This window comes from Pseudomonas sp. Con_6, from assembly GCF_059379395.1.
In genome coordinates, this window is the sequence record NZ_CM182011.1 from 1,268,383 (window position 1) to 1,293,850 (window position 25,468).

24 protein-coding genes are annotated in these 25,468 nt (G+C 64.2%); 10 read left to right on the forward strand and 14 right to left on the reverse strand.

Features of this window, described 5'->3' with window-relative positions:
- Window position 1: 1 nt before the first annotated feature.
- Together AC5QPF_RS05825 and AC5QPF_RS05830 are read left to right on the forward strand one after the other, a co-directional pair.
- Complete coding sequence (locus tag AC5QPF_RS05825; RefSeq protein WP_494962406.1) at window positions 2-712, forward strand: lipopolysaccharide kinase InaA family protein; 711 nt, start codon at window positions 2-4, stop codon at window positions 710-712.
- Complete coding sequence (locus AC5QPF_RS05830) at window positions 712-939, forward strand: hypothetical protein (protein WP_494962407.1); 228 nt, start codon at window positions 712-714, stop codon at window positions 937-939. The genes AC5QPF_RS05825 and AC5QPF_RS05830 overlap by 1 nt, the downstream gene beginning before the upstream one ends.
- Window positions 940-1,021: 82 nt before the next feature.
- On the opposite strand, the gene AC5QPF_RS05835 is transcribed toward AC5QPF_RS05830, so the two are convergent.
- The 9 genes from AC5QPF_RS05835 to AC5QPF_RS05875 all read right to left on the reverse strand — a co-directional run bounded on the left by AC5QPF_RS05835 (window position 1,022) and on the right by AC5QPF_RS05875 (window position 14,365).
- Window positions 1,022-4,072 carry a multidrug efflux RND transporter permease subunit gene (locus AC5QPF_RS05835; RefSeq protein WP_494962408.1) on the reverse strand — a complete coding sequence of 1,017 codons (3,051 nt, stop codon included), beginning with the start codon at window positions 4,070-4,072 and terminating at the stop codon, window positions 1,022-1,024.
- A 12-nt stretch (window positions 4,073-4,084) separates the two neighbouring features.
- Complete coding sequence (locus AC5QPF_RS05840) at window positions 4,085-5,236, reverse strand: efflux RND transporter periplasmic adaptor subunit (RefSeq protein WP_494962409.1); 1,152 nt, start codon at window positions 5,234-5,236, stop codon at window positions 4,085-4,087.
- Between the two features lie 67 nt (window positions 5,237-5,303).
- Window positions 5,304-6,401: a DUF1513 domain-containing protein gene (locus AC5QPF_RS05845; protein ID WP_494962410.1), complete on the reverse strand. Its 1,098-nt coding sequence runs from the start codon at window positions 6,399-6,401 to the stop codon at window positions 5,304-5,306.
- Between the two features lie 2 nt (window positions 6,402-6,403).
- On the reverse strand, window positions 6,404-7,468 hold the full coding sequence (locus AC5QPF_RS05850) for an imelysin family protein (RefSeq protein ID WP_494962411.1): 1,065 nt from the start codon (window positions 7,466-7,468) through the stop codon (window positions 6,404-6,406).
- Between the two features lie 16 nt (window positions 7,469-7,484).
- Window positions 7,485-8,921: a di-heme oxidoredictase family protein gene (locus AC5QPF_RS05855; RefSeq protein WP_494962412.1), complete on the reverse strand. Its 1,437-nt coding sequence runs from the start codon at window positions 8,919-8,921 to the stop codon at window positions 7,485-7,487.
- A gap of 208 nt (window positions 8,922-9,129) precedes the next feature.
- The gene (locus AC5QPF_RS05860; protein WP_494962413.1) at window positions 9,130-10,476 is read right to left on the reverse strand and encodes an imelysin family protein; all 1,347 of its coding nucleotides are present in this window, start codon (window positions 10,474-10,476) and stop codon (window positions 9,130-9,132) included.
- A gap of 153 nt (window positions 10,477-10,629) precedes the next feature.
- Window positions 10,630-12,681 carry an EAL domain-containing protein gene (locus AC5QPF_RS05865; RefSeq protein WP_494962414.1) on the reverse strand — a complete coding sequence of 684 codons (2,052 nt, stop codon included), beginning with the start codon at window positions 12,679-12,681 and terminating at the stop codon, window positions 10,630-10,632.
- A gap of 296 nt (window positions 12,682-12,977) precedes the next feature.
- Window positions 12,978-13,574, reverse strand: a complete 597-nt coding sequence (locus AC5QPF_RS05870; RefSeq protein WP_494962415.1) for a Fe-Mn family superoxide dismutase — start codon at window positions 13,572-13,574, stop codon at window positions 12,978-12,980.
- Between the two features lie 191 nt (window positions 13,575-13,765).
- Window positions 13,766-14,365: a LysE family transporter gene (locus AC5QPF_RS05875; protein WP_494962416.1), complete on the reverse strand. Its 600-nt coding sequence runs from the start codon at window positions 14,363-14,365 to the stop codon at window positions 13,766-13,768.
- A 134-nt stretch (window positions 14,366-14,499) separates the two neighbouring features.
- Between AC5QPF_RS05875 and AC5QPF_RS05880 the strand changes: the two genes are divergently transcribed.
- From AC5QPF_RS05880 to AC5QPF_RS05890, 3 genes are all read left to right on the forward strand, one after another.
- Window positions 14,500-15,426 carry an ArgP/LysG family DNA-binding transcriptional regulator gene (locus AC5QPF_RS05880; RefSeq protein ID WP_494962417.1) on the forward strand — a complete coding sequence of 309 codons (927 nt, stop codon included), beginning with the start codon at window positions 14,500-14,502 and terminating at the stop codon, window positions 15,424-15,426.
- A 15-nt stretch (window positions 15,427-15,441) separates the two neighbouring features.
- Window positions 15,442-16,437: an NAD-dependent epimerase/dehydratase family protein gene (locus AC5QPF_RS05885; protein ID WP_494962418.1), complete on the forward strand. Its 996-nt coding sequence runs from the start codon at window positions 15,442-15,444 to the stop codon at window positions 16,435-16,437.
- Window positions 16,438-16,527: 90 nt separating this feature from the next.
- Entirely contained in the window at window positions 16,528-17,394 is an 867-nt protein-coding gene (locus AC5QPF_RS05890) for an ATPase (RefSeq protein WP_494962419.1), read from the forward strand.
- A 60-nt stretch (window positions 17,395-17,454) separates the two neighbouring features.
- On the opposite strand, the gene AC5QPF_RS05895 is transcribed toward AC5QPF_RS05890, so the two are convergent.
- Genes AC5QPF_RS05895 through AC5QPF_RS05905 form a run of 3 tightly spaced genes read right to left on the reverse strand, consistent with a single transcriptional unit; the run spans window position 17,455 to window position 19,998 of the window.
- On the reverse strand, window positions 17,455-18,504 hold the full coding sequence (locus AC5QPF_RS05895; RefSeq protein WP_494962420.1) for an oxidoreductase: 1,050 nt from the start codon (window positions 18,502-18,504) through the stop codon (window positions 17,455-17,457).
- Window positions 18,505-18,514: 10 nt separating this feature from the next.
- Window positions 18,515-19,684: an MFS transporter gene (locus tag AC5QPF_RS05900; RefSeq protein ID WP_494962421.1), complete on the reverse strand. Its 1,170-nt coding sequence runs from the start codon at window positions 19,682-19,684 to the stop codon at window positions 18,515-18,517.
- Between the two features lie 11 nt (window positions 19,685-19,695).
- Entirely contained in the window at window positions 19,696-19,998 is a 303-nt protein-coding gene (locus AC5QPF_RS05905; RefSeq protein WP_494962422.1) for a metalloregulator ArsR/SmtB family transcription factor, read from the reverse strand.
- Window positions 19,999-20,206: 208 nt separating this feature from the next.
- On the opposite strand from AC5QPF_RS05905, the gene AC5QPF_RS05910 reads away from it, so the two are divergent.
- Window positions 20,207-20,809: an ACP phosphodiesterase gene (locus AC5QPF_RS05910; protein ID WP_494962423.1), complete on the forward strand. Its 603-nt coding sequence runs from the start codon at window positions 20,207-20,209 to the stop codon at window positions 20,807-20,809.
- On the opposite strand, the gene AC5QPF_RS05915 is transcribed toward AC5QPF_RS05910, so the two are convergent.
- Both AC5QPF_RS05915 and olsB read right to left on the reverse strand, forming a co-directional pair.
- A complete protein-coding gene (locus tag AC5QPF_RS05915; protein WP_494962424.1) occupies window positions 20,785-21,573 on the reverse strand; it encodes a 1-acyl-sn-glycerol-3-phosphate acyltransferase in 789 nt (262 codons plus the stop codon). The two genes, AC5QPF_RS05910 and AC5QPF_RS05915, sit on opposite strands and share 25 nt — an antisense overlap.
- On the reverse strand, window positions 21,573-22,328 hold the full coding sequence (gene olsB, locus AC5QPF_RS05920; RefSeq protein WP_494962425.1) for an L-ornithine N(alpha)-acyltransferase: 756 nt from the start codon (window positions 22,326-22,328) through the stop codon (window positions 21,573-21,575). The genes AC5QPF_RS05915 and olsB overlap by 1 nt, the downstream gene beginning before the upstream one ends.
- A gap of 132 nt (window positions 22,329-22,460) precedes the next feature.
- Between olsB and AC5QPF_RS05925 the strand changes: the two genes are divergently transcribed.
- The 4 genes from AC5QPF_RS05925 to AC5QPF_RS05940 all read left to right on the forward strand — a co-directional run bounded on the left by AC5QPF_RS05925 (window position 22,461) and on the right by AC5QPF_RS05940 (window position 25,468).
- Window positions 22,461-23,354 carry an acyl-CoA dehydrogenase family protein gene (locus AC5QPF_RS05925; protein WP_494962426.1) on the forward strand — a complete coding sequence of 298 codons (894 nt, stop codon included), beginning with the start codon at window positions 22,461-22,463 and terminating at the stop codon, window positions 23,352-23,354.
- 168 nt (window positions 23,355-23,522) lie between these two features.
- A complete protein-coding gene (locus tag AC5QPF_RS05930) occupies window positions 23,523-24,548 on the forward strand; it encodes a serine hydrolase (protein ID WP_494962427.1) in 1,026 nt (341 codons plus the stop codon).
- Window positions 24,545-24,841 carry an amidase gene (locus AC5QPF_RS05935; protein ID WP_494962428.1) on the forward strand — a complete coding sequence of 99 codons (297 nt, stop codon included), beginning with the start codon at window positions 24,545-24,547 and terminating at the stop codon, window positions 24,839-24,841. The genes AC5QPF_RS05930 and AC5QPF_RS05935 overlap by 4 nt, the downstream gene beginning before the upstream one ends.
- 45 nt (window positions 24,842-24,886) lie before the next feature.
- Entirely contained in the window at window positions 24,887-25,468 is a 582-nt protein-coding gene (locus tag AC5QPF_RS05940; RefSeq protein ID WP_494962429.1) for a YceI family protein, read from the forward strand.

A 25,468-nucleotide genomic window follows, 5' to 3' on the forward strand; every position in this document is an offset into this window, starting at 1 on the left:
TATGGATGTGGCAAGCGCGGACCGGACCTCCGGCACTGATCAATTCGAGTATTTCTGGCAGCAGCAGGGCGAATGGGTCGAGGAACCCAACCAGCGTCGTGGTGGCGAAAGTGGCGTACAGCGCCTGCGCGATGATCGCGGACACCTGCTTTATGCCAAGCGCCAGGTCGGGCATATCTATCGCAGCGTGCTGCATCCCTTCGGTCGCCCTACCGTGTTGCGCGAATACGAAGCCCTGCACAGTTTCGAACAGCTCGGCGTGCGCGTGCCGCATATCGTCTATTGCGGCGTCGAGCGTGATGCCGACCGCCAGTGGCGGGCATTACTGATCAGCGAGGCGCTGGACGGGTTCGAGGAAATTGACGTCTGGTACGCCAAAGGTGGTCGCGAGCGCTACGGCGAAGTGCTGCACGAGCGAATCCTCGAGGATCTGGCGCGCAATCTGGCGCGTATGCATCTGGGGCATTGGCAGCATGGTTGCCTGTACGCCAAGCATGTCTTCGTCAAGGTGGTGGGCGAGGGTGAGGAGGCTCGCGCCGAAGTGGCGCTGCTGGATCTTGAGAAATGCCGTCGGCGGATCAGCAAGCACAAGGCCGCCGCCAACGATCTGCGTCAATTGCGCCGCCATTCGTCGTTCAGCGATGCCGACTGGGAAAAGCTGCTCTACTTTTACCGTATGGCGTTTGGCAGCGCGGTCAAAGGTTTAGAGTGATGAAACTAGAAATAGCTCGAAGTTTGTTTCTCTTGGCTGCCCTGGCTACCGCGACCGTTGCAGTCGCCGCCTGGGAAGAGCCACGCCCGGGTGTGATCAATGCGTCCGCGTCGTTGACGCATTGCCCATTGCCGCGAGCGGTGAAACCGCAGGTCGATGCCAAGCCCGACCACGACCTGCTGCTGTTTCTGTTCGGTATGAGCCAGGGGTTGCGTGCCCAGGGCTGAACAGGGTGAGTTGCAATTGAAAAGGCCCCGTCCATGGATGGGGCCTTTTGCTGTATGGGGTTTGAGGTTCGAGAGAACGGTATCAAATTGCCGGCTGCTCTAGCGCTTTCACGTCATCCTTGCGCGCCAGCAACGTATACACACACGGCAATACGAACAGCGTGAACAGCGTACCCACCGACATCCCCGTGGCAATCACCATCCCGATATCGAACCGGCTCACCGCCCCCGCCCCCGTGGCGATGATCAGCGGCACCATGCCGAACACCATCGCCGCCGTGGTCATCAGTACTGGCCGCAGGCGGATTGCCGCTGCTTCCTCGATTGCCTCGCGTGCCGACAGGCCTTTTTGCTCACGCAACTGGTTGGCGAACTCGACGATCAGGATGCCGTGCTTGCTGATCAGGCCGATCAGCGTCACGAGGCCGACCTGGGTGTAGATGTTCAGACTCGACAGGCCGAGGAACAGCGGGATCAGCGCACCGCAGATCGACATCGGCACCGTCACCAGGATCACCAGCGGGTCGCGGAAACTCTCGAACTGCGCCGCCAGGACCAGGAAGATGATCGCCAGGGCCAGGCCGAAGGTCACCCACAACGCACTGCCTTCCTGCACGTACTGGCGCGCCGCGCCGCCGTAGTCGAAGGCGAAGCCGGCTGGTGCTTCCTCCTGGGCGATGTTGCGCACGGTGTCGATGGCTTCGCCCATGCTGACCACCGGGAAGCCGGAGATGATTGCCGAGTTGAGCTGCTGGAACTGGTTGAGCTGGCGCGGACGGGCGCGGTCGGTGACGGTGATCAGGGTCGACAGTGGCAGCATCTGTCCGTCCTGGTTCTTCACGTAGTAGTTGTTCAGCCAGTCCGGGTTGTCGCGGTAGGCCCGCTCGACCTGGGCGATCACCTTGTAGCTGCGTCCGTCGATGGTAAAGCGGTTGATCTCGGCCTCGCCCAGCAGGGTCGCCAGGGTGCTGCCGAGCACGTCCATGGACACGCCCATCTGCGCGGCCTTGGCGCGGTCGATGTCCACCACCACTTCCGGCTTGTCGAAGGCCAGGTCGATATCGAGGAAGGCGAACTTGCCCGAAGCCTCGGCACGCTGCTTGACCCGCTGGGCCACGTCCAGCAGCGACTCGTAGTCGTTCGGGGTATTGATCACGAAGGCGAACGGCAGGCCTTCGCCGGTACCCGGCAACGAGGGCAGGTTGAAGCCGAAGATCTGCAGGCCGGCGATGCCGTTGAGCTTGGCCTGGACTTGCGGTAACAACTCCATCTGGGTGCGCTTGCGGTCGCCCCAGGGCTTGAGCAAGAAGCCGCCGATCCCCGATTGCACACCATTGAAGCCGTTGATCTGGAACGACGAGTAGTACTCGGGGAACTCCTTGAACAGCGTGGTGAACTCGTCGGTGTAGGCATTGAGGTAATCGAGGTTGGCCGGCTGCGGCGCGGTGGCCATCATGAAGATGATGCCCTGGTCCTCGTTCGGTGCCAGTTCCGAGGTGCTGAACTTGAGAAACACCGGGATCAGGCACAGCACGATCAGGCCGAATACGATCACCACCGGCCGGGTATCCAGGGTGGCGTGGAGGATCTTCTGATAGCGCTGCTTCAGGCGTTCGAAGATCAGGTCGAGACGATGGGCCAGGCCGCTGGGGTTTTCCTCGTGGCGCAGGAGGAAGGCGCACATCATCGGCGACAGGGTCAGGGCGACGACGCCAGAGATGACCACGGCGCCGGCCAGGGTCAGGGCGAACTCCTTGAACAGTGCCCCGGTGAGGCCTTCAAGGAAGCCGATGGGCGCATAGACCGCTGCCAGGGTGATGGTCATCGACACCACCGGCATGGCGATTTCCCGGGCGCCCTCCAGGGCCGCCTCGAACGGGGTCTTGCCTTCCTCGATATGGCGGTGGATGTTCTCCACCACGACGATGGCATCGTCTACCACCAGGCCGATGGCCAGTACCATCGCCAGCAGGGTCAGCAGGTTCAGCGAGTAGCCCATCAGTTGCATGAAGAACAGCACGCCGATCATCGACAGCGGGATGGTGACCACAGGGATCAGCACCGAGCGGAAGGCACCGAGGAACAGGAAGACCACGACGATGACAATGAGCACCGCCTCGACCAGGGTCTTCACCACTTCATCGATGGAGGCCTGGATGAACAGGGTGGCGTCGTAGGCGATGGAGGCCTTGAGGTTGGGCGGCAACTGGCCTTCCAGCTCGGGCATCAGCTTGCGCACCTCCTTGATCACGTCCAGCGGGTTGGCCCCGGGCGTGGCCTTGATGCCGATGTACACCGAGGGCGTACCGTCGAAGGAACTGACCGTGTCGTAGTTCTCCGCGCCCATCTCCACCCGCGCCACGTCGCCGAGCAGAACCCGGCTGGTGCCGCTGGTTTTCAGCGGGATATTGGCGAAGGCTTCGGCGGACTTCAGCTCGGTGCTGGCGTTGATGCTGGTGACCACGTACTCGCCCTTCACCTCGCCGGCAGCGGAGAGGAAGTTGTAGCGCCGCACCGCCTCGGTCACGTCGCTGGCGGCCAGGCCATAGCCGGCCAGGCGCACCGGGTCGAGCCAGAGGCGCATGGCGAATACCTGATTGCCGAGGATCTCCGCCTCGGCCATGCCCGGCAGGGTCGCCAGCTTGGGCTGGATCACCCGCGACAGGTAGTCGGTGATCTGCGGGTTGCTCAGTTCCTTGCTGTAGAAGCTGATGTACATCAGTGCCGAGGCATCGGCGGCCTCCTTGCTCAGCACCGGGTCTTCGGCGTCCTGCGGCAGCTTGTTCTTGACCTCATTGGCCTTTGCTAGCAGTTCGGTGAACAGTCGGTCGCTGTCCGAGCCGATGCGCGCATAGATCGAGATCACCGAGAAATTCTGCCGGCTTACCGAGGTCATGTAGTCGATGCCCTCGGCACTGGCCAGGCTCTGTTGCATCGGTTGGGTGATGTAGCCCTGGATGGTTTCGGCGTTGGCCCCAGGGTAGGCGGTGGTCACCGTGATCAGGGCGTTTTCCATCTGCGGGTACTGGCGGATGGGCAGCTTGCTCCAGGCCTGGAAGCCGAGCAGGACAATCAGCAGGCTGACCACGGTGGCCAGCACCGGACGGCGGATGAACGGATCGGTAAATGCCATGGTGCCTCCTTGTCAGTTGGCGCCAGGCTGGCCGTTCGGTTGGTCTTTGAGGGTCTTGTCCGGGCTGAGGCTGACGTGCGCGCCCTGGGTCAGCTTGAGCTGGCCGGCGGTGACCACGGTCTCGCCAGCATTCAGGCCCTTGCTCACCACCACCAGGCCGTCGCGGTGTTCGCCGGTGGTGACGAAGCGCCGTTCGGCGATCAGCATCGGCTTGCCTTCGGCGTCCTTCTCTTCCTCGCCGTTCTCGGTTTTCTTCGGCGCGGCAACATAGACCGAGTTGCCATACAGGGTGTAGGTCACCGCGCTCTGCGGCACCACCACTTCGTCACGGGGGTTGGGCAGCAGCACCTGGACGTTGGCGAACATTCCCGGTAGCAGCTTGCCGTCAGGATTGGCCAGGGTGGCACGGACCAGCACATTGCGGGTGGCGTCCTCGACCTTGGGGTTGATCGCGCTGACACGACCGGCGAAGGTCTCGCCGGGGAAGGCGGCGACACCGATCAGCACCTGCTGGTCGAGGCTGACCCGGGGCAGGCTCTGCTCTGGCACCGAAAAGTCGACATAGAGACTGCTGAGGTCCTGCAGGGTGGCGATCTTCGTACCGCTAGGCAGGTATTCGCCGACATCCACCTGGCGGATGCCGATGGTGCCGCTGAACGGCGCGGCGATGCTTTTCTTGGCCAGGGAGGCCTTGAGCTGGTCGACCACCGCCTTGTTGCGGCGAAACTGCGAGGTCAGGCGATCGTACTCACCCTTGGAAATGGCCTGGCTACCCACCAGCTGGCTGCCGCGACCGTAGTCCACTTCCGCCAGCTTGAGGTCGGCCAGCGCGGTACCGAGCAGGGCGGTCTCGACCTGGCTGTCGAGCTCCAGCAGTGGTTGGCCCTGCTTGACCTTTTGTCCGGACTCGAACATCAGCCTGGTCACCGTGCCATCGGTTTCCAGACTAAGGTCGACGCCCTGCAGGGCCTTGAGGCTGCCCACCGCCGGCAGGCGGCTTTGCCAGGACAATGTCCACGCCTGGGTCGCCGCCACGCTGACCGGCGGTTTCGGTGCGGAGAACATCTGGACCTGCTTGTAGATGGAGAAGGCCTTGTAGCCCCCCAGCCCGAGCACGATCAACAGCACGATGCCCAACATGATCAGCATGCGACGGCGCAGCATAATTCCATTTCCCTGGAGTCTGGTTGGCGAAGTCTAGTCCGTTTGCCCTGCGCCCGGCGATGTTGCTTCACACCAGATGCAAATGGTTGTCCCACAACCCTGATGGCAGTTGCAGCGGCTGGCCGACCAGCGTCTTCTGGCGGCAGTCGTAGAGCCGGCAACGGCCTTGTCCCGAGGTGACCACGAAGCCGTCGGCCACCGCGCCGACCCCGGCGCAATCCGGCATTGGCGCATCGAGGCGCACGCTGGCGTCGTCGAGATTCCAGATGAACAGGCGGTTGGCCCGCGGGGCGGTCATTGCCACCAGGCGCAGCTCGTTGTGCACGGCGACGCTGGCGGTGTACTGGGCCATGGATTGCAACTGGTGCTCCGGTACCGGGAAGGCCTCGAACGGCTGCCCTGGACGCTTGATCGCCAACAGCTCGGCGGTCTCGTGGGCGGCGCCCATGAACTGCTGGCAGGCGATCACCGTGCCATCGCTGGCGATCGCCAGGTGACGCACGCTGTTCATCTGCTGGCCGAGGGTTTCCTTACTGATCAGGCTGCCGTCGCGACGCATCAGGACCAGGCTTGGTTCCATGGCGTCGAGGTTCATCTCCACGCGGCTCTCGGCTTCGGTACGGATGCCGCCGTTGGCCACCACCAGGGTTTCCCCATCCGGCAGCCAGGACACCTGATGCGGGCCGATGCCGTGAGTCGACAGCTCGCCGCTGTGCACCAGACGCTCGCCCTCGAAGCGGTATACGCCGAGCACGCCACGTCCAGGATCGGTGGTGTCGTTCTCGGTGGCGTACAGCCATTCGCCGCCCTTGTGGATTACCGCGTGGCCGTAGAAGTGCCGGTTCGGCTGCGAGGCGATGGTCTGCAGCAGACGCCCGTCGCGCAGGTCGATCAGGTAGCTTTCGGTGCCTGGCCTGCGGGCGACGAACAGGGCGATCGGTTGTTCCGGGTGATTGATGATGTCATGGCAACGCTGGCCAACCCGGGTGGCGAACACCTGGGTTCCGTCCAGGCGATAGCCGACCGCGTAGTGCTGACCGTCCGCGTCGTCGCGGGCGGACAGCAGGAGTGGCGGCTGATCCTTTCGCCGCAGCAGGGTCCAGCCGCCCAGGGTCAGGGCGCTGAGCAGAACGCTACCGAGTTTCAGGGCCTGGCGTCGCAGCATGATCAGTCACCGTCGTTGGCATTGAAGCCGAGCTGGATGTTCAGGGCCTTCGCCAGATCGCTTTCGTGCAGGCGATGGACCACGTTCAGGGCGTCGTAGATGGTGTTCAGTTGCTGGCGGCCGGCGTCGTCTTCGAGCAGGTCGCTCAGAGTGCGCTGGTTGCCTTCCAGTTTCTGCAGGGCGTCGGCATAGGCTGCGTCGATCTTGTCGGCCAGGGCCTTCTGGTCCTTGCCCAGCAGGCCGCGCAGGCCCTGGTTGTCGACCCCGACCCAGACGGTCTGCGCAGCGGCCAGGCTGGCGGCGAGGCTCTTGAGCGACGACTGGCTGCGCCAGGCTTCGGCTTGCAGCGGCTGCGGGATGCCCTTGCTCATGCGGCCCATCGGCGTGCCGAGTTTCTTCTTGAGGGTGTCCAGGGCGGTGACCTGGGCGCGCAGCAGGTCGGCGATGGCCTCGTGCGAGTCGGCGTAGCGCTGGTTGGGGAACTTGGTCAGCTGGGCGAGCATGCCGTCGGTGCTGTTCCAATTCTTCAGGATGTCTTCGGCCAAGGTCTTCTGGTAGTCGGCGATGGCCACCAGCAGCGGGCAGTAGCGCGCCTTCTGCTCGTCGTTGGCGATCTCCGGCTTGCTGTCGAAGAGGATGTATTCGTAGGCGGACAGGCCACGCACCACGACGCTGGATTTGGCGACGGCGTCGGCGTCCAGCGGTTTGTCGCCGTTGACCAGTTGCTCGACCTGACGGCCGACCAGGTTCTTCTTGTCTGGCCAGAACTGCACTTGCCAGGCGCGGTTGCCCTCGGCCAGCGGGCCGATCAACAGCGGTTGCAGTTCAGCCCAGGCTTTCTGTGCGTGCAGGAAGTCGGCGCGGGCAGTGTCCAGGCTGGCCTTGCCTTCGCAGTAGGCCAGGGCGCTGACGGCCAGCTGGCGGTCGGCTTCGACCCAGCGGCTGTAGGTCGGCATGATCACCTGCTTGGCGATGGCGGCGGAGGTCACCGCCTGCGGGTCTTGTGGCGAGCAGGCGCCCAGGGCTAGGGCGGCAAGGCTGGTGAACAACAGCTTGGGACGGAACATGTCCGGCTCCTTCTCTTTAGAGTGAGTTCAGGAACGCCAGCAACGCACTGCGCTGCGTGGCATCGAAGGTCAAGACGCGTTGCCGGGCGGCTTCTGCCTCGCCGCCGTGCCAGAGCACGGCTTCGAGCAGGTTGCGCGCCCGGCCATCGTGGAGAAACTGGGTGTGGCCGCTGACGACCTGGTTCTTGCCGATGCCCCAGAGTGGCGGGGTGCGCCAGTCCTGGCCGCTGGCGGCGAACTCGGTGCGCTGGTCGGCCAGGCCCGGGCCCATGTCGTGCAGGAGCAGGTCGCTGTAGGGCCAGATGGTCTGGTTGGCCAGCTCCGGCTCGGCGGCGTTGGCCGAGGTGACGAACTTCGGCACGTGGCAGCCCTGGCAGCCGGCCTGGTAGAACAGGTTCTTGCCGGCCAGTACCTCGGCCGAGTCCACGTCCCTGCGCACCGGTACGGCGAGGTTGCGGGTGTAGTAGGTGATCAGGCGCAGGATGTTGTCGCTGACTTCCTGCTCGCCGTTTTCGCCGTTTTCGCCGTTGCCGTTGGGGGCGTTGCGGCAGTCGACCTGGGCTTCGGTGCAGTCGTCGAACGGGCGCAGGGTCGAGGTCAGGCCCATGTCGCCGGACAGTGCGTGGACATTCTGCTGATTGATGTTCGGTTGTCCGGCCTTCCAGCCGAAGCGGCCGAGCACGGTCTTGTTCTCGGCGTCGTCCCAGACCCGGTTGGGCCGGCCGCGGATGCCATCGCCGTTGCGATCGTCCGGGTCGGCGTTGGCCAGGATCGCTTCTTCGGGGATGGCTTCGAGCAGGCCGAGGCCGATCATCGGTGGGGCGATGCGTGCCGAGAAGCGCGTGTCCGGGTGCATCGGACCGTAGCCGAGGCGGGTGATCTGCAGGGTCGGCTTGCGCAGCTCGACCGCGGTGCCGTCCTTGAAGCTCACGGTCAGCGGCTCGTAGTCGACCCGCACCTTGCCTTCCGGGGCGACGCCAGGGATCGCCATGTCCTGCAACTGGGTGCCGTAGACCGGTTCGGGCACCACGCCCATGCGCTCGATGACCTTGGCGTACTCCGGCTGGTCGGGAATCGACAGGCGTACCAGCATCGACACCGCGTTGGCATCGTCGTGCTCGGGTGGGTGGCCGCGACCGTCGCGTATATGGCAACTGACGCAGGCGCTGGTGTTGAACAGCGGGCCGAGGCCGTCGCGGGCGGTGGTGGTGGACGGGGCGATGACCCACGGACTGCGGAAGAAACTGTTGCCGACGTTGAAGTCCAGGCGCCGGGCCGGGGTCAGGTTGGCGGCCGGCATCTGGTAGGCGCCACGGTCGCCGCGGTTCACCGTGGTGTCGCCACCGGCACGGGCTTCACCCGGTTCGGCCTGGGTGAAGCGCGGGGCTTCGTCGCAGGCGACCAGGGGCAAGGCCAGCAAGAACGGCAGACAAAGACGAAGCAGCGAGGGCATTCGGGATCCCGGACGGTGTACGAAAAATCAGCCCGCAAGCTTAACAGGAGCCGGCGAAGTGAATAAGAGGGATTTGCGTTTGCCGGATGAAAACCCTGTCAGTTTTGTGAGTTCTTTGACAGGAAGCAATGTTGCGTCCCTGAAGGACACAGCAGAAATAAAAAAGGCGACCCGAAGGTCGCCTCTCTCGTTCTGAACCTGCGCCGAATCAGAATTCGTGATCAGCGGTATCAGGGTTCAGGTCGGTGATGCCCAGCTTGGTGGCGGCCTGTTCGATCGCACCGGTCTGCTTGACCAGCGAAGCGATGGCGTCACGCACGATCTGGTTGCCGGCAGCGTTGTCGGCAGCGATCAGCTGGTCGTAGTGCTCGCCTTTCAGGGCGTGGTCGACAATAACCTGGATTTTTGCCTCGGTGGCGGCCAGGTCGTCCTGCAGGGTCTTGTCAGTGGCCGGATCGACCTTGGCCACCAGCGACGACAGACTCGGGCCGGTCAGCTTGGTGCCGTCGACGCGGGTGTACTCGCCCAGGTAGACGTTGCGGATGCCCTTGGCGTCGTAGAAGTGCGAGTAGTGGGTGTTGTCGCTGAAGCAGTCCTGCTCGTCTTCCGGCGAGTTGGCTTCCAGGGACACCTTCATGCGCTCGCCCGCCAGTTCGCCCAGGGACAGGCTGCCCATGCCGAACAGCATCTTGCGCAGGCCATTGGCGACCGGCTCGGCCTCCAGGCTGGCGCGGTAGTTGTCGGTGACGTTCGGCGCCCAGTTCTTGACCATTTCTTCCAGGTCGCTGACCAGCAGTTGGGTGACCGCTTGCAGGTAGGCACGACGACGGTCGTTGTGGCCGCCGGTAGCGCCTGCACCTTCCAGGTAGTCCGACGCCGGACGGTTGCCGGCGCCCGGGCCGGTGCCGTTCAGGTCCTGGCCCCAGAGCAGGAATTCGATGGCGTGGTAGCCGGTGGCGACGTTGGCCTCGGAGCCGCCCAGTTCGTTCAGGCTGGCCAGTTTCTCAGGGGTGATGTCTTTGACGTCGACCTTGTCTTCGCCGACCTGGATCTCGGTGTTGGCGATGATGTTGGCGCTGGCCGCCGGGTTGCCCAGGGCGTGTTCGTAGCTCTTGTCGACGTAGTCGATCAGGCCTTCGTCCAGTGGCCACGAGTTCACCTGGCCTTCCCAGTCGTCGATGATGGTGTTGCCAAAGCGGAACGCCTCGCTCTGCAGGTACGGAACGCGGGCGGCGGCCCAGGCGGCCTTGGCGGCGTTCAGGGTTTCGTCGTTTGGCTTGGCGAGGAAGGCGTCGATGGCGGTCTGCAGGGTCTTCGCGGTGCTCAGGGCGTCGCTGTAGGTGGCGTAGACGATCTCGGCGTAGTGCTTGACCACGGCCTGGGCAGCAGCCTCGTCCACGGCGCCAGCGGCGGCTGGAGCGGCCGGGGTGGCGGCAGCTGCCGGAGCCGGTGCCTGTGCTTGTGGCGCGGCAGCCTTGTCCTTGCTGTCGCCGCAACCGGCGAGGGAGATGGCAATGGCCAACAGACTGGCGGTGGCCAGAGGCATACGAATCATGGCGAATTCCTGCGTCGGAGGGTTGAACAGGCGTGCAAAGGGGCGCACGCGAAAAAAAAGCTGCAACATAATGCGAAAGATTTGCATTTTATGTAAAGAGGCCATCACGCAATTTAATGTGCCTTTGTCGTGCGTGGGCAATCGCGGTGTCGCCTAGAGTATCGACACCTGGTTGCGCTGGGCCTGTTTGAGGAAGGCGGTGAGTTCGCGCGCTGGCAGCGGTTTGCTGTAGTGGTAGCCCTGGCCCTCGTGGCAGCCCTGGGCAATGATGTAGGCCTCCTGCTCCGCGGTTTCCACGCCTTCGGCGATGACCTGCATGCCGAGGCTCTTGCCCAGCTGGATGATGGCCCGGACGATGGTGGCATCGTCGTCGTCTTCCAGCAGGTCCTGGACGAAGCTCTTGTCGATCTTGATCTTGTCCAGCGGCAGCGATTTCAGATAGCTGAGGGAGGAATAGCCAGTGCCGAAGTCGTCGATGGCGATCAGCGCGCCGGAGCGGCGCAGGCTCAGCAGGTGCTGGGCGGCGGTGCTGATGTCTTCCATCAGGCCGGTCTCGGTCACCTCCAGCTCCAGGCTGCGCGGCGGCAGGCGATAGATCTGCAGGAGGTTGTTGACCACCCGCGGCAGCTCGCTGTGGTGCAGTTGCACGGTGGACAGGTTGACCGCCATGCGCAGTTCGCTGAATCCCTGGTCATGCCATTCGCGCAGTTGGCGGCAGGCCTGGTCGAGCACCCATTCGCCGATCACCACGATATTGCCGTTCTGCTCTGCCAGCGAGATGAACTGGTCCGGCGGGACCATGCCCAGTTCCGGGTGCTGCCAGCGCAGCAGTGCCTCGACGCCGACCACGCGCTGGTCCCGGTAGCTGATCTGCGGCTGGTAGACGAGGTATAGCTGGTTGCGCGGCAGTGCTTCGCGCAGGTCCTTTTCCAGCTCGCGGCGACGGCGCATCTCGCTGTCGACGCTGGCGATGTAGAACTGGTAGCGGTTGCGCGACCGCGATTTGGCCAGGGTCATGGTCTGTTCGGCTTTCTGCAGCAGCTTCTCTGTGCTGTCGCCGTCTTCCGGGAACAGGGTGATGCCGATGGTGGCGCGCAGGCGGATTTCCTGGAGGTCGAGGGCGAACGGTGCTTCCAGATCGTCGAGGATGCTCTGTGCCAGCTCTGCGGCTTCGTAGGGTTGCTCGATGTCCGCCTGGACCAGGGCGAACTGGTCGCCACCCAGACGGGCGAGGGCGCCAAGGCGTCCGCTGTGGGCGCGCAGGCGGTCGGCCAGGGCCAGCAGCAACTGGTCACCGGCCTGGTAGCTGAACTGTTCGTTGATGCCCTTGAAGTCGTCGAGACCGACGCAGATCACCGCTACCCGGCGCTGCAGGCGCCCGGCATCGACAAGGATCTTGTCCAATTGTTGTTGGAGTTGCTGACGGTTCGGCAGGCCGGTGAGGAAGTCATACTGGGCCATGCGCAGCAGGCTGTTTTCCGCCTCGTGGCGCAGGTGGGTATTGCGCTCGATCGAGGCCAGCAGCTGGTTGGCGGTATTGATCCACATGCCCAACTCGTTCTTCTCGTGACCCTTGAGCAGCGGCAGTTGATGCTGGCTGGGGCGGTCGGGATTGATCTGGGTGAGGTGCTCGATGATCCGCGACAGCGGCTTGGTCAGCAGCCAGTGGTAGACCAGGTACAGCACCAGACCCATGGCCAGGGCGCGCAGAACCCCGGAAACGAAGATGATCACCGAGCTGAAGATGAAGCTTTCACCGTAGCTGGCGGTGTCGAGGGTAATGTTCAGGTCGCCGTAGTATTCGCTGTAGGCGCCGCGGCCGACCAGTTGGGTGGTGAACGAGCGTTCCTGGCCGAGGATCAGGTCGGTCAGCCAGCGCGTGCTGGTCTCCTGCAGTGGACGGGATTTTTCCGCGAGCATGGTTTCATTGGGATGGCCGATGGAGGCCATGCGCACCGACTTGTCCTGGAACAGGCCTTCGATGACCTGCATGCCCATTTCCCGGTCGAGGCTGTACACCGCCTGGGTTGACGGGTCGCGGAACATGTCGAGGATGCGCTGGGCGTCGTTGGCCACTGCCTGACGAGTCTTGTAGGCGTCGAAAACGATCTGCGCACAGCTGAGCACCACTCCGACGATCAGCGCCGAAAGCAGGACAACCCTGAGCAACTTGACCGATAAGCTGTTCTTGAATTCCAGCTTCAATGGGGTTTCCTTAATCCATGCGCATGGCATCATTTTGCCATCAATTATGGCAATCCACTATCGGCCTTTGAGCAGGATGTGTGTAGTGGTTTTTCGTTTTCCCGCTGCCTGATCCGTCTTTTCCGGCGGACCTTTGGGCACTGTATCGGTTGACCTGTCGTGGGACTTGAGTGTCGGTCGATGAGTTTCCCAAGATTTTTGATGTTAGCGCGCCTTGCGCTGGCGGCAAGGCAGCGTTGCCTTTCCGAGGGCGAAAAAAAACCCGGCGAGGCCGGGTTTTTTCAGAAGCGCGCGACTCAGGCAGTGAAGGTCTTGCCTTCGAACTGCTCGGCGACGAACTTCCAGTTGACCAGGTTCCAGAACGCCTCGACGTATTTCGGACGGACGTTGCGGTAGTCGATGTAGTAGGCGTGTTCCCAGACGTCGCAGGTCAGCAGCGGGGTGTCGCCGTTGGTCAGCGGGTTGCCGGCGCCGATGGTGCTGGCCAGGGCCAGGGAACCGTCAGCCTTCTTCACCAGCCAGCCCCAGCCGGAACCGAAGGTGCCGACGGAAGTCTTGGTGAACTCTTCCTTGAACTTGTCGAAGGAGCCGAAGGCGGTGTTGATGGCTTCGGCCAGGGCGCCGGTCGGTTGGCCACCGGCGTTCGGAGCCAGGCAGTTCCAGTAGAAGGTGTGGTTCCAGACCTGGGCGGCGTTGTTGAAGATGCCACCCGAGGAGGTCTTGACGATCTCTTCCAGGGTCTTGCCTTCGAATTCGGTACCTGGGACCAGGTTGTTCAGGTTCACGACGTAGGTGTTGTGGTGCTTGTCGTGGTGGTATTCCAGGGTTTCCTTGGAAATGTGCGGCTGCAGGGCATCGTGGGCGTAAGGCAGCGGCGGCAATTCAAAAGCCATGGTGAATTCTCCTAATCAGGTCTGGTGCGGTGAGCGCAAGGCCGATCACGGGCGGCCATAGAATGCATCGGCGAGTTTGTACTCTTTGCGACGCAGGCTCGGGATCATAGCACCGGGCCCACGTCTAAACCACGCAACAAGTGTATGGAAAAGAGGTTCCAGAGCTGTTTCAGCCGGCGGACAAGTGGCCGTCAACTGAAGATCAGTTGCGCCGCCACTGCGAACATCATCACCGCGACCATCAGATCGAGCAGGCGCCAGGTACTCGGGCGGGCGAGCCACGGGGCAAGCCAGGCGGCGCCGAGGGCGAGGGTGAAGAACCACAGCAGCGAGGCGCTGGCGGCGCCGGCGACATAGGCGCCGGGCACGGTTTGCTGGGCACCGAGGGAGCCGATCAGAAGGACGGTATCGAGATACACGTGGGGGTTGAGCAGGGTCACCGCCAAGGCGCTGAGCAGTACCGCACGGCGTGAGCGCATGCCTTGGCCGTCGCCCTGTTGCAGGCTCTGACTGGAGCAGGCGCGCATCAGGGCCTTGCTACCGTACCAGATGAGGAACACCGCGCCGCCCCAGCGCGCCACCGCCAGCAAAGTCGGGTTCTGTGCCAGCACCGTGGCCAGGCCGAACACGCCGAGGGCGACCAGGATCGCGTCGCACAGTACGCACAGCGCGGCCACTGGCAGGTGGTGTTCACGGCGCAGGCTCTGGGCGAGAACGAAGGCGTTCTGGGTGCCGATGGCCATGATCAGGCCGAAGGCGACGAGGAGGCCGTTGAGGTAGCTTTGCCACATGAGGGATGACTCCGGACAGCAGATCGTTGGGACTACGCGGACCCGCTCCCACGGGGGCCGCGTCTGGCTTCAATTCTGAGGAAAAGAGCGATATAAGAAAAACCAATAGAAATCATCCCGCATTAGGAAAAGTGATGTTCGACTACAAACTGCTTTCGGCCCTCGCCGCCGTCATCGAACAGGCCGGTTTCGAGCGTGCCGCGCAGCTGCTCGGGCTCTCGCAATCGGCCGTTTCCCAGCGGATCAAGCTGCTCGAAGCGCGGGTCGGTCAGCCGGTGCTGGTGCGCGCCGCGCCACCGACACCGACAGAGATCGGCCGGCGCCTGCTCAACCATGTGCAGCAGGTGCGCCTGCTTGAACGCGACCTGCAGGGCCAGGTCCCGGCATTGGACGAAGAAGGCCTTCCCGAGCGTCTTCGGGTGGCGCTCAACGCCGACAGCCTGGCGACCTGGTGGGCCGAGGCGGCCAGTGAGTTCTGCGCCCAGACCCAGGTGCTTCTGGACCTGGTGGTGGAAGATCAGGAAGTCGGTCTCAAACGCATGCGCGCCGGTGAAGTCGCTGGCTGCCTGTGCGCCAGCGAACGCCCGGTGGCCGGGGCGCGCAGCGTGCTGCTCGGGGCCATGCGCTATCGCGCGCTGGCCAGCCCGGCGTTCATGGCCCGGCATTTCGCCGACGGCCTCGACCCGCGACGACTGGCGCGCACCCCGGCCATCGTCTTCGGCCCGGACGATTTCCTGCAGCACCGCTACCTGGCTTCATTAGGCATCAGCGATGGATTCCTGCATCATCTGTGTCCTTCATCCGAGGGCTTCCTGCGCCTGACCGAAGCCGGTCTGGGCTGGGGCCTGGTGCCGGAGCTGCAGGCGCGCGAGCAACTGGCGAGCGCAAGCCTGGTGGAAATCGTTCCGGAGCGGCCCATCGACGTGCCATTGTATTGGCATCATTGGCGCAATGGCGGTCAACTGCTCGGGCAACTCACCGATCATCTGCGGCGCAGTGCCGGGCAATGGCTGGTGCCGTGGGACGCCTCGGCGGCGTCTGCACCCTCGGGAAAAAAATAGTTAGCGGAGTGCTTCATGGGAATACTGGTCACCGGCGCAAGCGGCTTCATCGGCGGGCGTTTTGCGCGCTTCGCCCTGGAGCAGGGCCTGGAGGTGCGGGTCAACGGCCGCCGGCCCGAGGGCGTCGAGCACCTGGTGCGGCGTGGCGCGCAGTTCATTCCCGGTGACCTGGGGGATCCGGAAGTAGCCCGGCGTTTGTGCCAGGGCATCGACACCGTGGTGCACTGCGCTGGTGCGGTAGGCAATTGGGGCCGCTACCAGGACTTCTACCAGGGCAATGTGGTGCTCACCGAGAACGTGGTCGAAGCCTGTCTCAAGGAGCATGTGCAGCGCCTGGTACACCTGTCGTCGCCGTCGATCTATTTCTCTGGCCGCTCGCGCACCGGTATCACTGAGGACCAGGTGCCGCGGCGCTTCTACGACCATTACGGGGCGACCAAGCACCTGGCCGAGCAGAAGGTCTTTGGCGCCCAGGAATTCGGCCTCGAAGTGCTGGCCCTGCGTCCGCGCTTCGTCACCGGTGCCGGCGACATGAGCACCTTCCCGCGGCTGATGCAGATGCAGCGCAAGAAGCGCCTGGCGATCATCGGCAACGGCCTGAACAAGGTCGACTTCACCAGCGTGCAGAACCTCAACGAGGCCCTGCTGAGTGCGATCAACGCCGGTCCCGAAGCGCTCGGCCAGGCCTACAACATCAGCAACGGCCAACCGCTGCCGGTGTGGGACGTGGTCAACTACGTCATGCGCCGGATGTCGCTGCCGCCGGTCACCCGCTACCGCTCGGTTGGCCTGGCCTACACCGCCGCAGCGCTCAACGAAGCGGCCTGCATGCTCTGGCCGGGCCGTCCGCAGCCGACCCTCAGCCGCCTGGGCGTGCAGGTCATGAGCAAGGACTTCAGCCTGGACATCAGCCGCGCTCGCCACTACCTGGACTACCGTCCTCAGGTCAGCATCTGGGCTGCGCTGGATGAATTCTGCGCCTGGTGGCAGGCGCAGCACGGCGGTCACTGAACCTGAATCTTCCTTCATGGTCGATGAGGGCACCGCGTGAGCGGTTTATACTGGCGCCCATTTTGCTATCACTGTGGTTGAAAACTGCCCATGCGCAATGATGCTCGAGATGATTTTGACGACGTGCCCACCCTCAAGGCGGTGGAGCGCGATGATGATGAGTTCGCTCCGGCCGCTCATCCGCGTGCTGCACGCAAGCGCGCCGCGAAGGCACCGATGGTCGGACCGCTGTGGGCCTTGCTCGGCGCATCCTTCATTGCCTTGGCCGGTGTTGCCTGGTGGAGCTTCCAGCAGATCTCGCTGATGGAGCAGCAACTGGTGGCGACCCAGGAAAGCTTTGCCCGTATCAGCGAGGAAGCGGCGGGGCGCCTGCAGGTGATTTCCGGCAAGGTCAGCGCCAGCGAGAGTTCGGCCAATACCGAGAACGAAGCGCTGAAACTGCAGGTGCGCCAGTTGCAGGCCAGCCTGAGTGAGCAGGGCAAGCAGCAGGAAGGTGTGGCTGGTCAGGCCGGCGAGCTGGGCAAACGGCTGGAAACGGCGATGGCCCAGGTTGCCCAGCAGCAGGCGGCCAATGCCCAGTTGCAGACCGAATTGCAGACCCAGTTGAAGGCCGTGGCGCAGGAACTGACCGCGCTGAAGGCGGCACAACTGGATGGTGGCAAGATCAATGCGCAAATCAAGGTCGTGGCCGATGATGTCGCGGCGCTGAAAAGCGCACATGTCGACGGCAGCAGGATCGATGCGCAATTGAAGAGCCAGGCAGCGGCGACCCAGCGTCTGGAGCAGGACCTGATCGTGCTCAAGAGCGAGCAGGAAAATCGTCCGGCGGCTGCGGCGAGCGGTGGTGGCGCGTCGACGGCAGAGTTCGATGCTTTCCGTGGTCAGATGACCCGCAACATCAATACCCTGCAGAGTCAGGTGCAGAATCTGCAGCAGCAGATCAATGCCCGTAATTAGTGGGTGATGCCGAGGGCCTTATCGCGGGCTTGCCAGCGATAAGGCCCTCAGGTTTTCCACCTACAGCCGCGGATAATCGATATAGCCCACCGGTCCCTTGCCATAGAAGGTCTCGGGCCGCGCCTCGTTCAGCGGTGCATCCGCCGCCAGCCGCGCCGGCAGGTCCGGATTGGCGATGAAGGGCACCCCGAACGCCACCGCATCGGCAGTGCCCGCCGCCAGCGCGGCATTGGCACTCTGCTTGTCGAAGCGCTCGTTGACGATGTATGGCCCACCGAACGCTGCCTTGATTTGCGGTCCGATGCTGTCGTCCGCTTCCTTCTCCCGCGAGCAGATGAACGCGATGCCGCGCTTGCCCAGCTCACGGGCCACGTAGGTGAAGGTTTCGGCACGGTTGGCGTCGCCCATGTCATGAGCATCGGCCCGTGGTGCCAGATGCACGCCCACCCGGCCGGCACCCCACACCTCGACCACCGCATCGGTCACTTCCAGCAGCAGGCGCGCGCGATTTTCCAGGGAACCGCCATAGCGATCCGTGCGTTGGTTGGTGCTGCTCTGCAGGAACTGGTCGATCAGGTAGCCGTTTGCCGCATGCACCTCGACCCCGTCGAAGCCGGCGGCCTTGGCGTTCTCGGCTGCGGTACGGTAAGCATCGACGATGTCTTCCAGCTCGGCGGTTTCCAGCGCCCGCGGCGTCGGGTACTCGGTGGTCGGCCGCACCAGGCTGACATGCCCTTTCGGCTGGATCGCACTTGGCGCCACCGGTAGCTCGCCATTCAGGTAGCTCGGGTGGGAAATCCGCCCTACGTGCCACAGTTGCAGGAAGATCCGCCCGCCAGCGCCATGTACCGCTTTGGTCACGTTGGTCCAGCCGCGCACCTGATCGTTGGACCAGATGCCCGGGGTGTCCGGATAGCCCACGCCCATCGGCGTCACCGAGGTGGCTTCGGTGAGGATCAGGCCGGCGCTGGCGCGCTGCACGTAGTACTCGGCCATCAGCGCGTTGGGCACCCGGCCTTCGTCGGCGCGGCAGCGGGTCAGCGGGGCCATGATGATGCGGTTCGGCAGCTCGAGGTCGCCGAGGGTGATCGGATCAAACAGAGTCGTCATTGCACAAACCTCAGTGGGTTGCCGGGGCCAGCTCGGCCTTTTGGCCGCCCTGGCGGAAAGTGATGAGGGTGACGATCAGCGCCAGCACGGCCAGCGCTGCGGCGGCCAGGGGCACGCGGGTCAGGCCCAGGCCTTGCTCGATGACCACGCCGCCGACCCAGGCGCCGAGGGCGTTGCCCAGGTTGAAGGCGCCGATGTTCAGGGTCGAGACCAGATTCGGCGCGGCCTTGCCGAACATCACCACGTTGACCTGCAAGGCCGGCACCGCAGCGAAGGCAGCAGTGGCCCAGAGGAACAGGGTGATCTCGGCGGGAATCAGGGCGATGCTGGTCCAGCTCAGTACGGTGGAGATGATCGCCATGGCGGCGAACACGCCGACCAGGGTGGCGCCCAGGCGGCGATCGGCCATCTTGCCGCCGAGGATGTTGCCCAGGGTCAGGCCCAGGCCGATCAGCAGAAGGGTCCAGGTCACGCCCCGCGGGGTGACGCCGGTGACATCGCCGAGCAGCGGCGCAACGTAGGTGAACAGGGCGAACATCGAGGCCGAGAACAGGACTGTCATCGACAGCGACAGCCAGATGCCGGCGCCCTTGAGCGCGGCCAGTTCGGCGCGCATGTCGAGTTTTTCCTCATCATGGCGCAGCGGCAGGACGCGGATCAGGCCGATCAGGGCGATGATGCCGATGCCGGTCACGGCCCAGAAGGTCGAGCGCCAGCCGGCGACCTGACCCAGGGCGGTGCCCAGCGGAACGCCGAGGACGTTGGCCAGGGTCAGGCCGGTGAACATCAGGGCCACGGCCGAGGCTCGGCGGTTGGCTGGCACCAGGCTGGCGGCGACCACCGAGCCGATGCCGAAGAAGGCGCCGTGGCAGAGCGCAGTGACCACCCGGGCGAACATCAGCAGGTTGTAGTCGCTGGCCACTGCGCAGAGCAGGTTGCCGACGATGAACACGCCCATTAGCGAGACCAGCGCCAGCTTGCGCGGCAGCTTCGAGGTGGCCATGGCCATGAACGGCGCACCAACCGCCACACCGAGGGCGTAGCCGGTGACCAGCCAGCCGGCACCAGGGATCGAGACGCCGAGGTCGGCGGCGACGTCCGGCAGCAGGCCCATGATGACGAACTCGGTAGTACCGATGGCGAAGGCGCTGAGCGCCAGGATCAAGAGGGAAAGGGGCATGGGAATCCTGTTCAGAGCTCACGGCTCAATTGCGCGAGGAAGGCCTGGATGGCGTCCTCGTTGCGTTTGAAGAAGTTCCACTGCCCGACCTTCTGGCTGCTGATCAGGCCGGCCCGTTGCAGGGTGGCCAGGTGCGCCGAGACGGTGGACTGCGAGAGACCGCAACGCTGGTCGATCTGCCCCGCGCACACACCGTTGTCGAGGCTGTGGTGCTGGTCGGGGAAACAGGCGTGCGGGTCTTTCAGCCAGCCGAGGATGTCGCGCCGCACAGGGTGGGCGAGGGCTTTTATTATTTCGTCGAGATCAAGGGGCATGGTCGGGCTCGTGGGGTATGCAGCGGTATATCGCGATGGAGCGAAATATAAATCGGTATTTCGCGATATACAAATATGAATTGGTTTGGGGGGTGGAAGAAATTGATCTATGGCGGCCTGTTTCGTGGGGCACGCGGTCCTTGTGGGAGCCTGGCTTGCCAGCGATGAGGCCGGTGAATGCTCCACAAATGCCTTAGACTCACAACCCATGAACTATCTCGCCCACCTCCACCTTGGCGGCTCCCAGCCCGAGCAACTGCTCGGCAGTCTCTATGGCGACTTCGTCAAAGGCCCGCTGGAAGGCCGCTTCCCGCTGCCCCTGGAACAGGCGATCCGCCTGCACCGGCAGATCGACACCTTCACCGACAGCCACCCCCTGGTGCTCGCCTCGCTGGCGCGCTTCCCCGCCGAGCGCCGCCGCTTCGCCGGGATCATCCTCGATGTGTTCTTCGACCATTGCCTGGCCCTTTACTGGCATGACTACGCGCAGCAGCCGCTACCGCAGTTCACCGCACGGGTCTACCAGGTGTTGATGGCTGAGCAGGAATTACCGGGGCGCCTGGCGCATATCGCACCCTTGATGGCCGCAGACGACTGGCTGGGTTCGTACCGTGAGTTCGCGATCCTGGAACAGGTGTTCCGCGGTATCGCCCGGCGCCTGTCGCGACCGGAAGGCATGGCCGGCGCGATGGCGGAGGTGGAAGCCCTGTATCCGTTGCTGCTGGAGGACTTCCGCCAGTTCTATCCACAGCTGCAGGCCTTTGCGGCTGCAGCCTTGCAGGACCCTCAAGCCGCCTTGGCGCGACGCTGAGGCAAGGCTTGCGCGGCTTCTTCGCCGAACAATGCGCGGCTGATCGCCTGCTGGGCCTGGAAGGCCAGGGCAGCACGTTCCACACCCTTGCTGGCGATGGGCTCCAGCAGATGCACTTCCACATCGCCGCAAGGTTGGGCGAACAGGCGCATCAGGTGCGACAGCAGGTCGTCATCACCGATGAACGGGGCGATCGGGTCCGGCTTGCCATCGCGCAGGTAACGCAGGGCGATGGGTTGCAGCGGCACTTCGCTGTCGATGGCGCTGGCCAGCAGGCGACCATGGAAGGTGCGCAGACTGCGACCATCGGTAGTGGTGCCTTCGGGGAAGATCAGCAGAGCGCAGTCCTGTTGCAGATGCTGGCTGATCTGCCGACGCAGCAACTGGCTGTCGCCACCGCCACGGCGGATGAACAGGGTCCCGGCCTTGTGTGCCAGCCAGCCGGCCACCGGCCAGGTGCGCACTTCGGCCTTGGACAGGAAGGACAGCGGGGCAAGCATGCCGAGCACCGGGATATCGGTCCACGACACATGGTTGCTGACCCACAGCATCGGTTGTTGTGGCAGTTCGCCGATCACCTTCACGCGAAATGGCAGGGCGTTGATCAGGCGTTGCATGAAGATCCGCGACCAGCGCTGCCTGCGTTGTGCGGACGCGTTGATACCGAGGCGCTCGAACAGGCCGAACAGCGAGGCCATGCCCAGGCCGAGCAGCACCACCAGCAACACCCGGACGATGCGGGCAAACACCCGCAAGCGCTGCATCACACCGCCGCCTTGAAGTGACGGGCGTAGCGCGGGCAGAGTTCGTCGCGCTTGAGCAGGATGAACACGTCGGCGACCTGGAAGTCCTCGTCCCAGCATGGTTCGCCGCAGATCTTCGCACCCAGGCGCATGTAGGCCTTGAGCAGCGGTGGCATCTGCGCGATGACGTTGCCCGGCAGTGCCAGGCTGGGCAGCGGATTCTTCGGCTCTGCACGCAGGTGCTCGGTGCACAGGTGCTGTTCGCGCAGGCGCTGCATGATCGCGTGGGCCTGCACGCCGCCGTCCTGCATCGGGATACTGGCACAGCCCATCAGGTAGCTGTAGCGGCCTTCGTTGAGGATCTCGGCCAGCTCGCTCCACAGCACGGCGATGGTGCCGCCGTTGCGGTAGGCGGCATCCACGCAGGTGCGGCCGAGTTCGAGGATCGGGCCTTGCAGATGGCCAAGGCCATGCAGGCTGAACTCTTCTTCGCTGTAGAAGCGCCCCAGGCTACTGGCGGCGCGATGGTCGAGCAGGCGGGTGGTGGCTACCAGGCGACCGGTATTGAGGTCACGCACGCCGATATGCATGCAGTGCGCGTCGTAGTCGTCCATGTCCAGGCCTTGCTCGGCTCCTTTGAGCTTGGCCTTGAATTCACCACTGAAGACACTGAAACGCAGGGCCTGGGCCTCGCGCAAGGCAGCCGGGCCAACCAGGCGTTCGGCTTGCAGACGGCGTTCAGTGCTGTTGTCGCCAGAGCGAGCGATCTGAGTCATTACGAGTCTCCATAAGCCAGCCATGGGGTTGCGGCCGGTCGACTTTGTTGTGCAAGCTCAGACTAGGTAGGCGGGGTGTCACCCCCGTGAATGTTTGGTGATGCTTGTATGACAGCCCCCAAGGAGCCTTTCATGAGTTGGTTGGAACGCCTGAATCGACCCCTCGCGCAACCTCTGCTGGAGAACCTCGGGGACACCTGGGCCAGCTTGCTGGATCGACTCGGCCCGGTGTCGCCGTTCGAACTCGCGGTGCTCGGCGGCCAGGCCATGCCGACCCCCGGGCTGGCGTTTCTTGCCGGCTACCAGGCGGCGCTGCGAGTGCTCTGGCCCAGTGCGCCGGACAGTCTCGGCGCCCTGTGCGCCAGCGAGAAGCGCAGTGTGCGGCCGGCGGACATGGCGATGCGCCTGGACCTTTCGGCTCTGCGCCTGGACGGCAGCAAGGACTTCGTCACCTGCGGCCCGGACGCCGACTGGCTGCTGGTGGCGGCACGCAGCGAGGCCGTGGGGGAATCGCCGCAGGTGAGCCTGGCGGTGGTCTACCCCGGTGAGCCTGGTGTACGCCTGGAGCCGTTGCCGACATTGCCGCTGATGCCGGAAGTCGGGCATGCCCGGCTGTATCTTGAGCAGGCGCTGTGTGAGCGTCTGGCGGGGGATGGCTGGGATGCGTATGTGAAGCCGTTCCGTTCTCTGGAAGACCTTTATGTGCTGAGCGCCCTGATTGCCTGGTTGTACGGCATCGGCCGCGGCCACGGCTGGTCACAGGCTCTGATGCTGCGTTTGCTCGCGCTGCTGGGCGGCTGTGCCGAGGGCAGCCGGCAGAGTGCCGAGGTGTCGGCCAGTCACTTGCTGCTGGGTGGTTTGTTTACCCAGTTCACAGCAATGCGCGATGAGGTCAATGCGGCGCTGGCGGCTACGCAAGGGGAGTGGTCGGACCTGTGGATGCGTGACCAGGGGATTCTGGAGATCGCCAGTGCAGCGCGGGCCAAGCGGTTGGAGAAGGCCTGGACGGCTGCGGGCTTTTCCTGAGTCCTTGCTGGCCTCATCGCGGGCAACGCCCGCTCCCACAATGACCGCGTGCACCGCCGAACCTTGTGGGGGCGGGCGTTGCCCGCGATGAGGCCCGAGAGAACAACGCCCCATCCTGTCATGAACCCCTGCTAGCCTTGCCTGATCACGCTTTCAGGTTCAGGCCACATGCGCATCGCGGTCATCGGATTCCTGTTCTGGGCAATCATCGCCCCCGCTTCGGCCAACGAGCTGTCGGTCCTCGAAGCCTATGCTTTCCCGCCCCGCAACGAGCAGACCCGCGAGGGTGTGCGCACCGATGCGCTGCTGGTCATCCGCGATGGCAAGGTACTCTTCGAGCAATACGCCAAGCCGACCACCGCCGAAACGCCCCACCTTACCTGGTCGATCAGCAAGAGCGTCCTGGCCACCGTCCTCGGCGTTGCCTATGGTGAAAGCCGCTTCAAGCTGGACGACCCGGTGGCGAAGTTCTACCCGCCGATGCAGTCCCACCCGCAGGTACGCATCCAGGACCTGCTGCACTGGGCCAGCGGCCTCGACTGGCAGGAAGACTACGAATACGCCCCGCTGAAATCCTCGGTGGTGGCGATGCTCTACACCATCGGCCGCGGCGACATGGCCGGCTTCACCGCCTCGCACGAGAGGGCGGCAGCGCCCGGCGAGCGTTTCCTCTATTCCAGCGGCGACAGCAATGTGCTGTCCGCCGCCCTGCGCCAGATGGTTGGCGCCGAAGCCTATCCTGACTATCCCTGGCACGCTTTGTTTGACCCGCTGGGCATCCAGCACGCGGTCTGGGAGCGGGATCCCCAAGGCACCTTCGTCGGCTCTTCCTACCTTTACCTGACCGCCCGCGAGCTGGCGCGCATCGGCCAGCTGATGCTCGATGACGGTCGTTGGCAGGGGCGGCAACTACTGCCGGTCGAATGGGTGAAATTCAACCGCCAACCCTTCGTTACCCTCGCAGAGCCCGGCGAGGCCAGCCCGGGCGGACACTGGTGGCTCAATCACGCGAACGCCTGGCCGGACGCGCCGGCAGACACTTTCGCCGCCCTCGGCCATTGGGGCCAGGCGCTGTACGTCGTGCCGCAACAACGCCTGGTGATCGTGCGCTATGCCGATGATCGCGATGGCAGCTTCCGGCACAACACCTTGTTGCGGCATGTGCTGGCGGCCTTTCCGGGAGAACGGCCATGAAGCGCGTGTTACTGCTGATCCTGCTCGGTCTGCTGGTGTGGGGCTGGTCCGAACGCGCGGCCTTGAGTGCATTTCCCGGTATCCTCAGCGCCTACTCGGCCAAGGAATACTGCTCCTGCCGCTACGTGATGGGCTTCGACGCCGGCTACTGCCAAAGCTACGTGAAGCAATGGCTGCCACTCGGTGAGCTGCGTGACGATGTCCAGCACAAGCAGGTCTACGCCCGCGGCCTTGGTCGCGACGCCAGCGCGCAATGGCGTGGCCCGCGCGAGGGCTGCGGCTTGCTGCCATGAGGACGGACGGTTAAGGTTGAGCGCCAAAGTGTTTCAGGATTTCGCATGTCCACCTCGCTCCGCCTCCTGCTCGCCGCGCTGGCGATCGTCTGCCTTCCTGCCCAGGCCAACTGGTACCTGGACAACGAGTCATCGCGGCTGTCCTTCATCACCAGCAAGAATGGCGACGTCTCCGAAGTACATCGTTTTCTGGTGTTGCACGGCAAGGTCGACCGCAAGGGCGCGGCCGAGCTTGAAGTCGAGATGGAGTCGGTCAGCAGCGGTATTCCCCTGCGTGACGAGCGTATGCGCAAGGACCTGTTCGTCGTCGACACCTTCCCCGAGGCGACCATCCGCGCCCAGCTCGACCTGCGCCCGATCAACGACCTGGCCAATGGCGCCCAGCTGGAGCTGCGCCTGCCGGTCAACGTGACCCTGCATGGCAAGACCCACAGCTACAACGCGCAACTGCTGGCGACCCGCCTCGACGAGCGCCGCTTCCAGGTGGTGACCCTGGAACCGCTGGTGCTACGCGCCGAGCACTTCGACCTGGCGCCGGGTCTGGAGACCTTGCGCAAGGCCGCCGGGCTCAAGTCGATCAACCTCTCGGTGCCGGTGGGTGCGGTGCTGATCTTCACGGCACGCTGA

Coding starts and splice junctions, on each gene's coding strand:
- AC5QPF_RS05825 (WP_494962406.1), top strand. CDS start 2: ATGGATGTGGCAAGCGCGGACCGGACCTCCGGCACTGATCAATTCGAG.
- AC5QPF_RS05830 (WP_494962407.1), top strand. CDS start 712: ATGAAACTAGAAATAGCTCGAAGTTTGTTTCTCTTGGCTGCCCTGGCT.
- AC5QPF_RS05835 (WP_494962408.1), bottom strand. CDS start 4,072: ATGGCATTTACCGATCCGTTCATCCGCCGTCCGGTGCTGGCCACCGTG.
- AC5QPF_RS05840 (WP_494962409.1), bottom strand. CDS start 5,236: ATGCTGCGCCGTCGCATGCTGATCATGTTGGGCATCGTGCTGTTGATC.
- AC5QPF_RS05845 (WP_494962410.1), bottom strand. CDS start 6,401: ATGCTGCGACGCCAGGCCCTGAAACTCGGTAGCGTTCTGCTCAGCGCC.
- AC5QPF_RS05850 (WP_494962411.1), bottom strand. CDS start 7,468: ATGTTCCGTCCCAAGCTGTTGTTCACCAGCCTTGCCGCCCTAGCCCTG.
- AC5QPF_RS05855 (WP_494962412.1), bottom strand. CDS start 8,921: ATGCCCTCGCTGCTTCGTCTTTGTCTGCCGTTCTTGCTGGCCTTGCCC.
- AC5QPF_RS05860 (WP_494962413.1), bottom strand. CDS start 10,476: ATGATTCGTATGCCTCTGGCCACCGCCAGTCTGTTGGCCATTGCCATC.
- AC5QPF_RS05870 (WP_494962415.1), bottom strand. CDS start 13,574: ATGGCTTTTGAATTGCCGCCGCTGCCTTACGCCCACGATGCCCTGCAG.
- AC5QPF_RS05875 (WP_494962416.1), bottom strand. CDS start 14,365: ATGTGGCAAAGCTACCTCAACGGCCTCCTCGTCGCCTTCGGCCTGATC.
- AC5QPF_RS05880 (WP_494962417.1), top strand. CDS start 14,500: ATGTTCGACTACAAACTGCTTTCGGCCCTCGCCGCCGTCATCGAACAG.
- AC5QPF_RS05885 (WP_494962418.1), top strand. CDS start 15,442: ATGGGAATACTGGTCACCGGCGCAAGCGGCTTCATCGGCGGGCGTTTT.
- AC5QPF_RS05890 (WP_494962419.1), top strand. CDS start 16,528: ATGCGCAATGATGCTCGAGATGATTTTGACGACGTGCCCACCCTCAAG.
- AC5QPF_RS05895 (WP_494962420.1), bottom strand. CDS start 18,504: ATGACGACTCTGTTTGATCCGATCACCCTCGGCGACCTCGAGCTGCCG.
- AC5QPF_RS05900 (WP_494962421.1), bottom strand. CDS start 19,684: ATGCCCCTTTCCCTCTTGATCCTGGCGCTCAGCGCCTTCGCCATCGGT.
- AC5QPF_RS05905 (WP_494962422.1), bottom strand. CDS start 19,998: ATGCCCCTTGATCTCGACGAAATAATAAAAGCCCTCGCCCACCCTGTG.
- AC5QPF_RS05910 (WP_494962423.1), top strand. CDS start 20,207: ATGAACTATCTCGCCCACCTCCACCTTGGCGGCTCCCAGCCCGAGCAA.
- AC5QPF_RS05915 (WP_494962424.1), bottom strand. CDS start 21,573: ATGCAGCGCTTGCGGGTGTTTGCCCGCATCGTCCGGGTGTTGCTGGTG.
- olsB (WP_494962425.1), bottom strand. CDS start 22,328: ATGACTCAGATCGCTCGCTCTGGCGACAACAGCACTGAACGCCGTCTG.
- AC5QPF_RS05925 (WP_494962426.1), top strand. CDS start 22,461: ATGAGTTGGTTGGAACGCCTGAATCGACCCCTCGCGCAACCTCTGCTG.
- AC5QPF_RS05930 (WP_494962427.1), top strand. CDS start 23,523: ATGCGCATCGCGGTCATCGGATTCCTGTTCTGGGCAATCATCGCCCCC.
- AC5QPF_RS05935 (WP_494962428.1), top strand. CDS start 24,545: ATGAAGCGCGTGTTACTGCTGATCCTGCTCGGTCTGCTGGTGTGGGGC.
- AC5QPF_RS05940 (WP_494962429.1), top strand. CDS start 24,887: ATGTCCACCTCGCTCCGCCTCCTGCTCGCCGCGCTGGCGATCGTCTGC.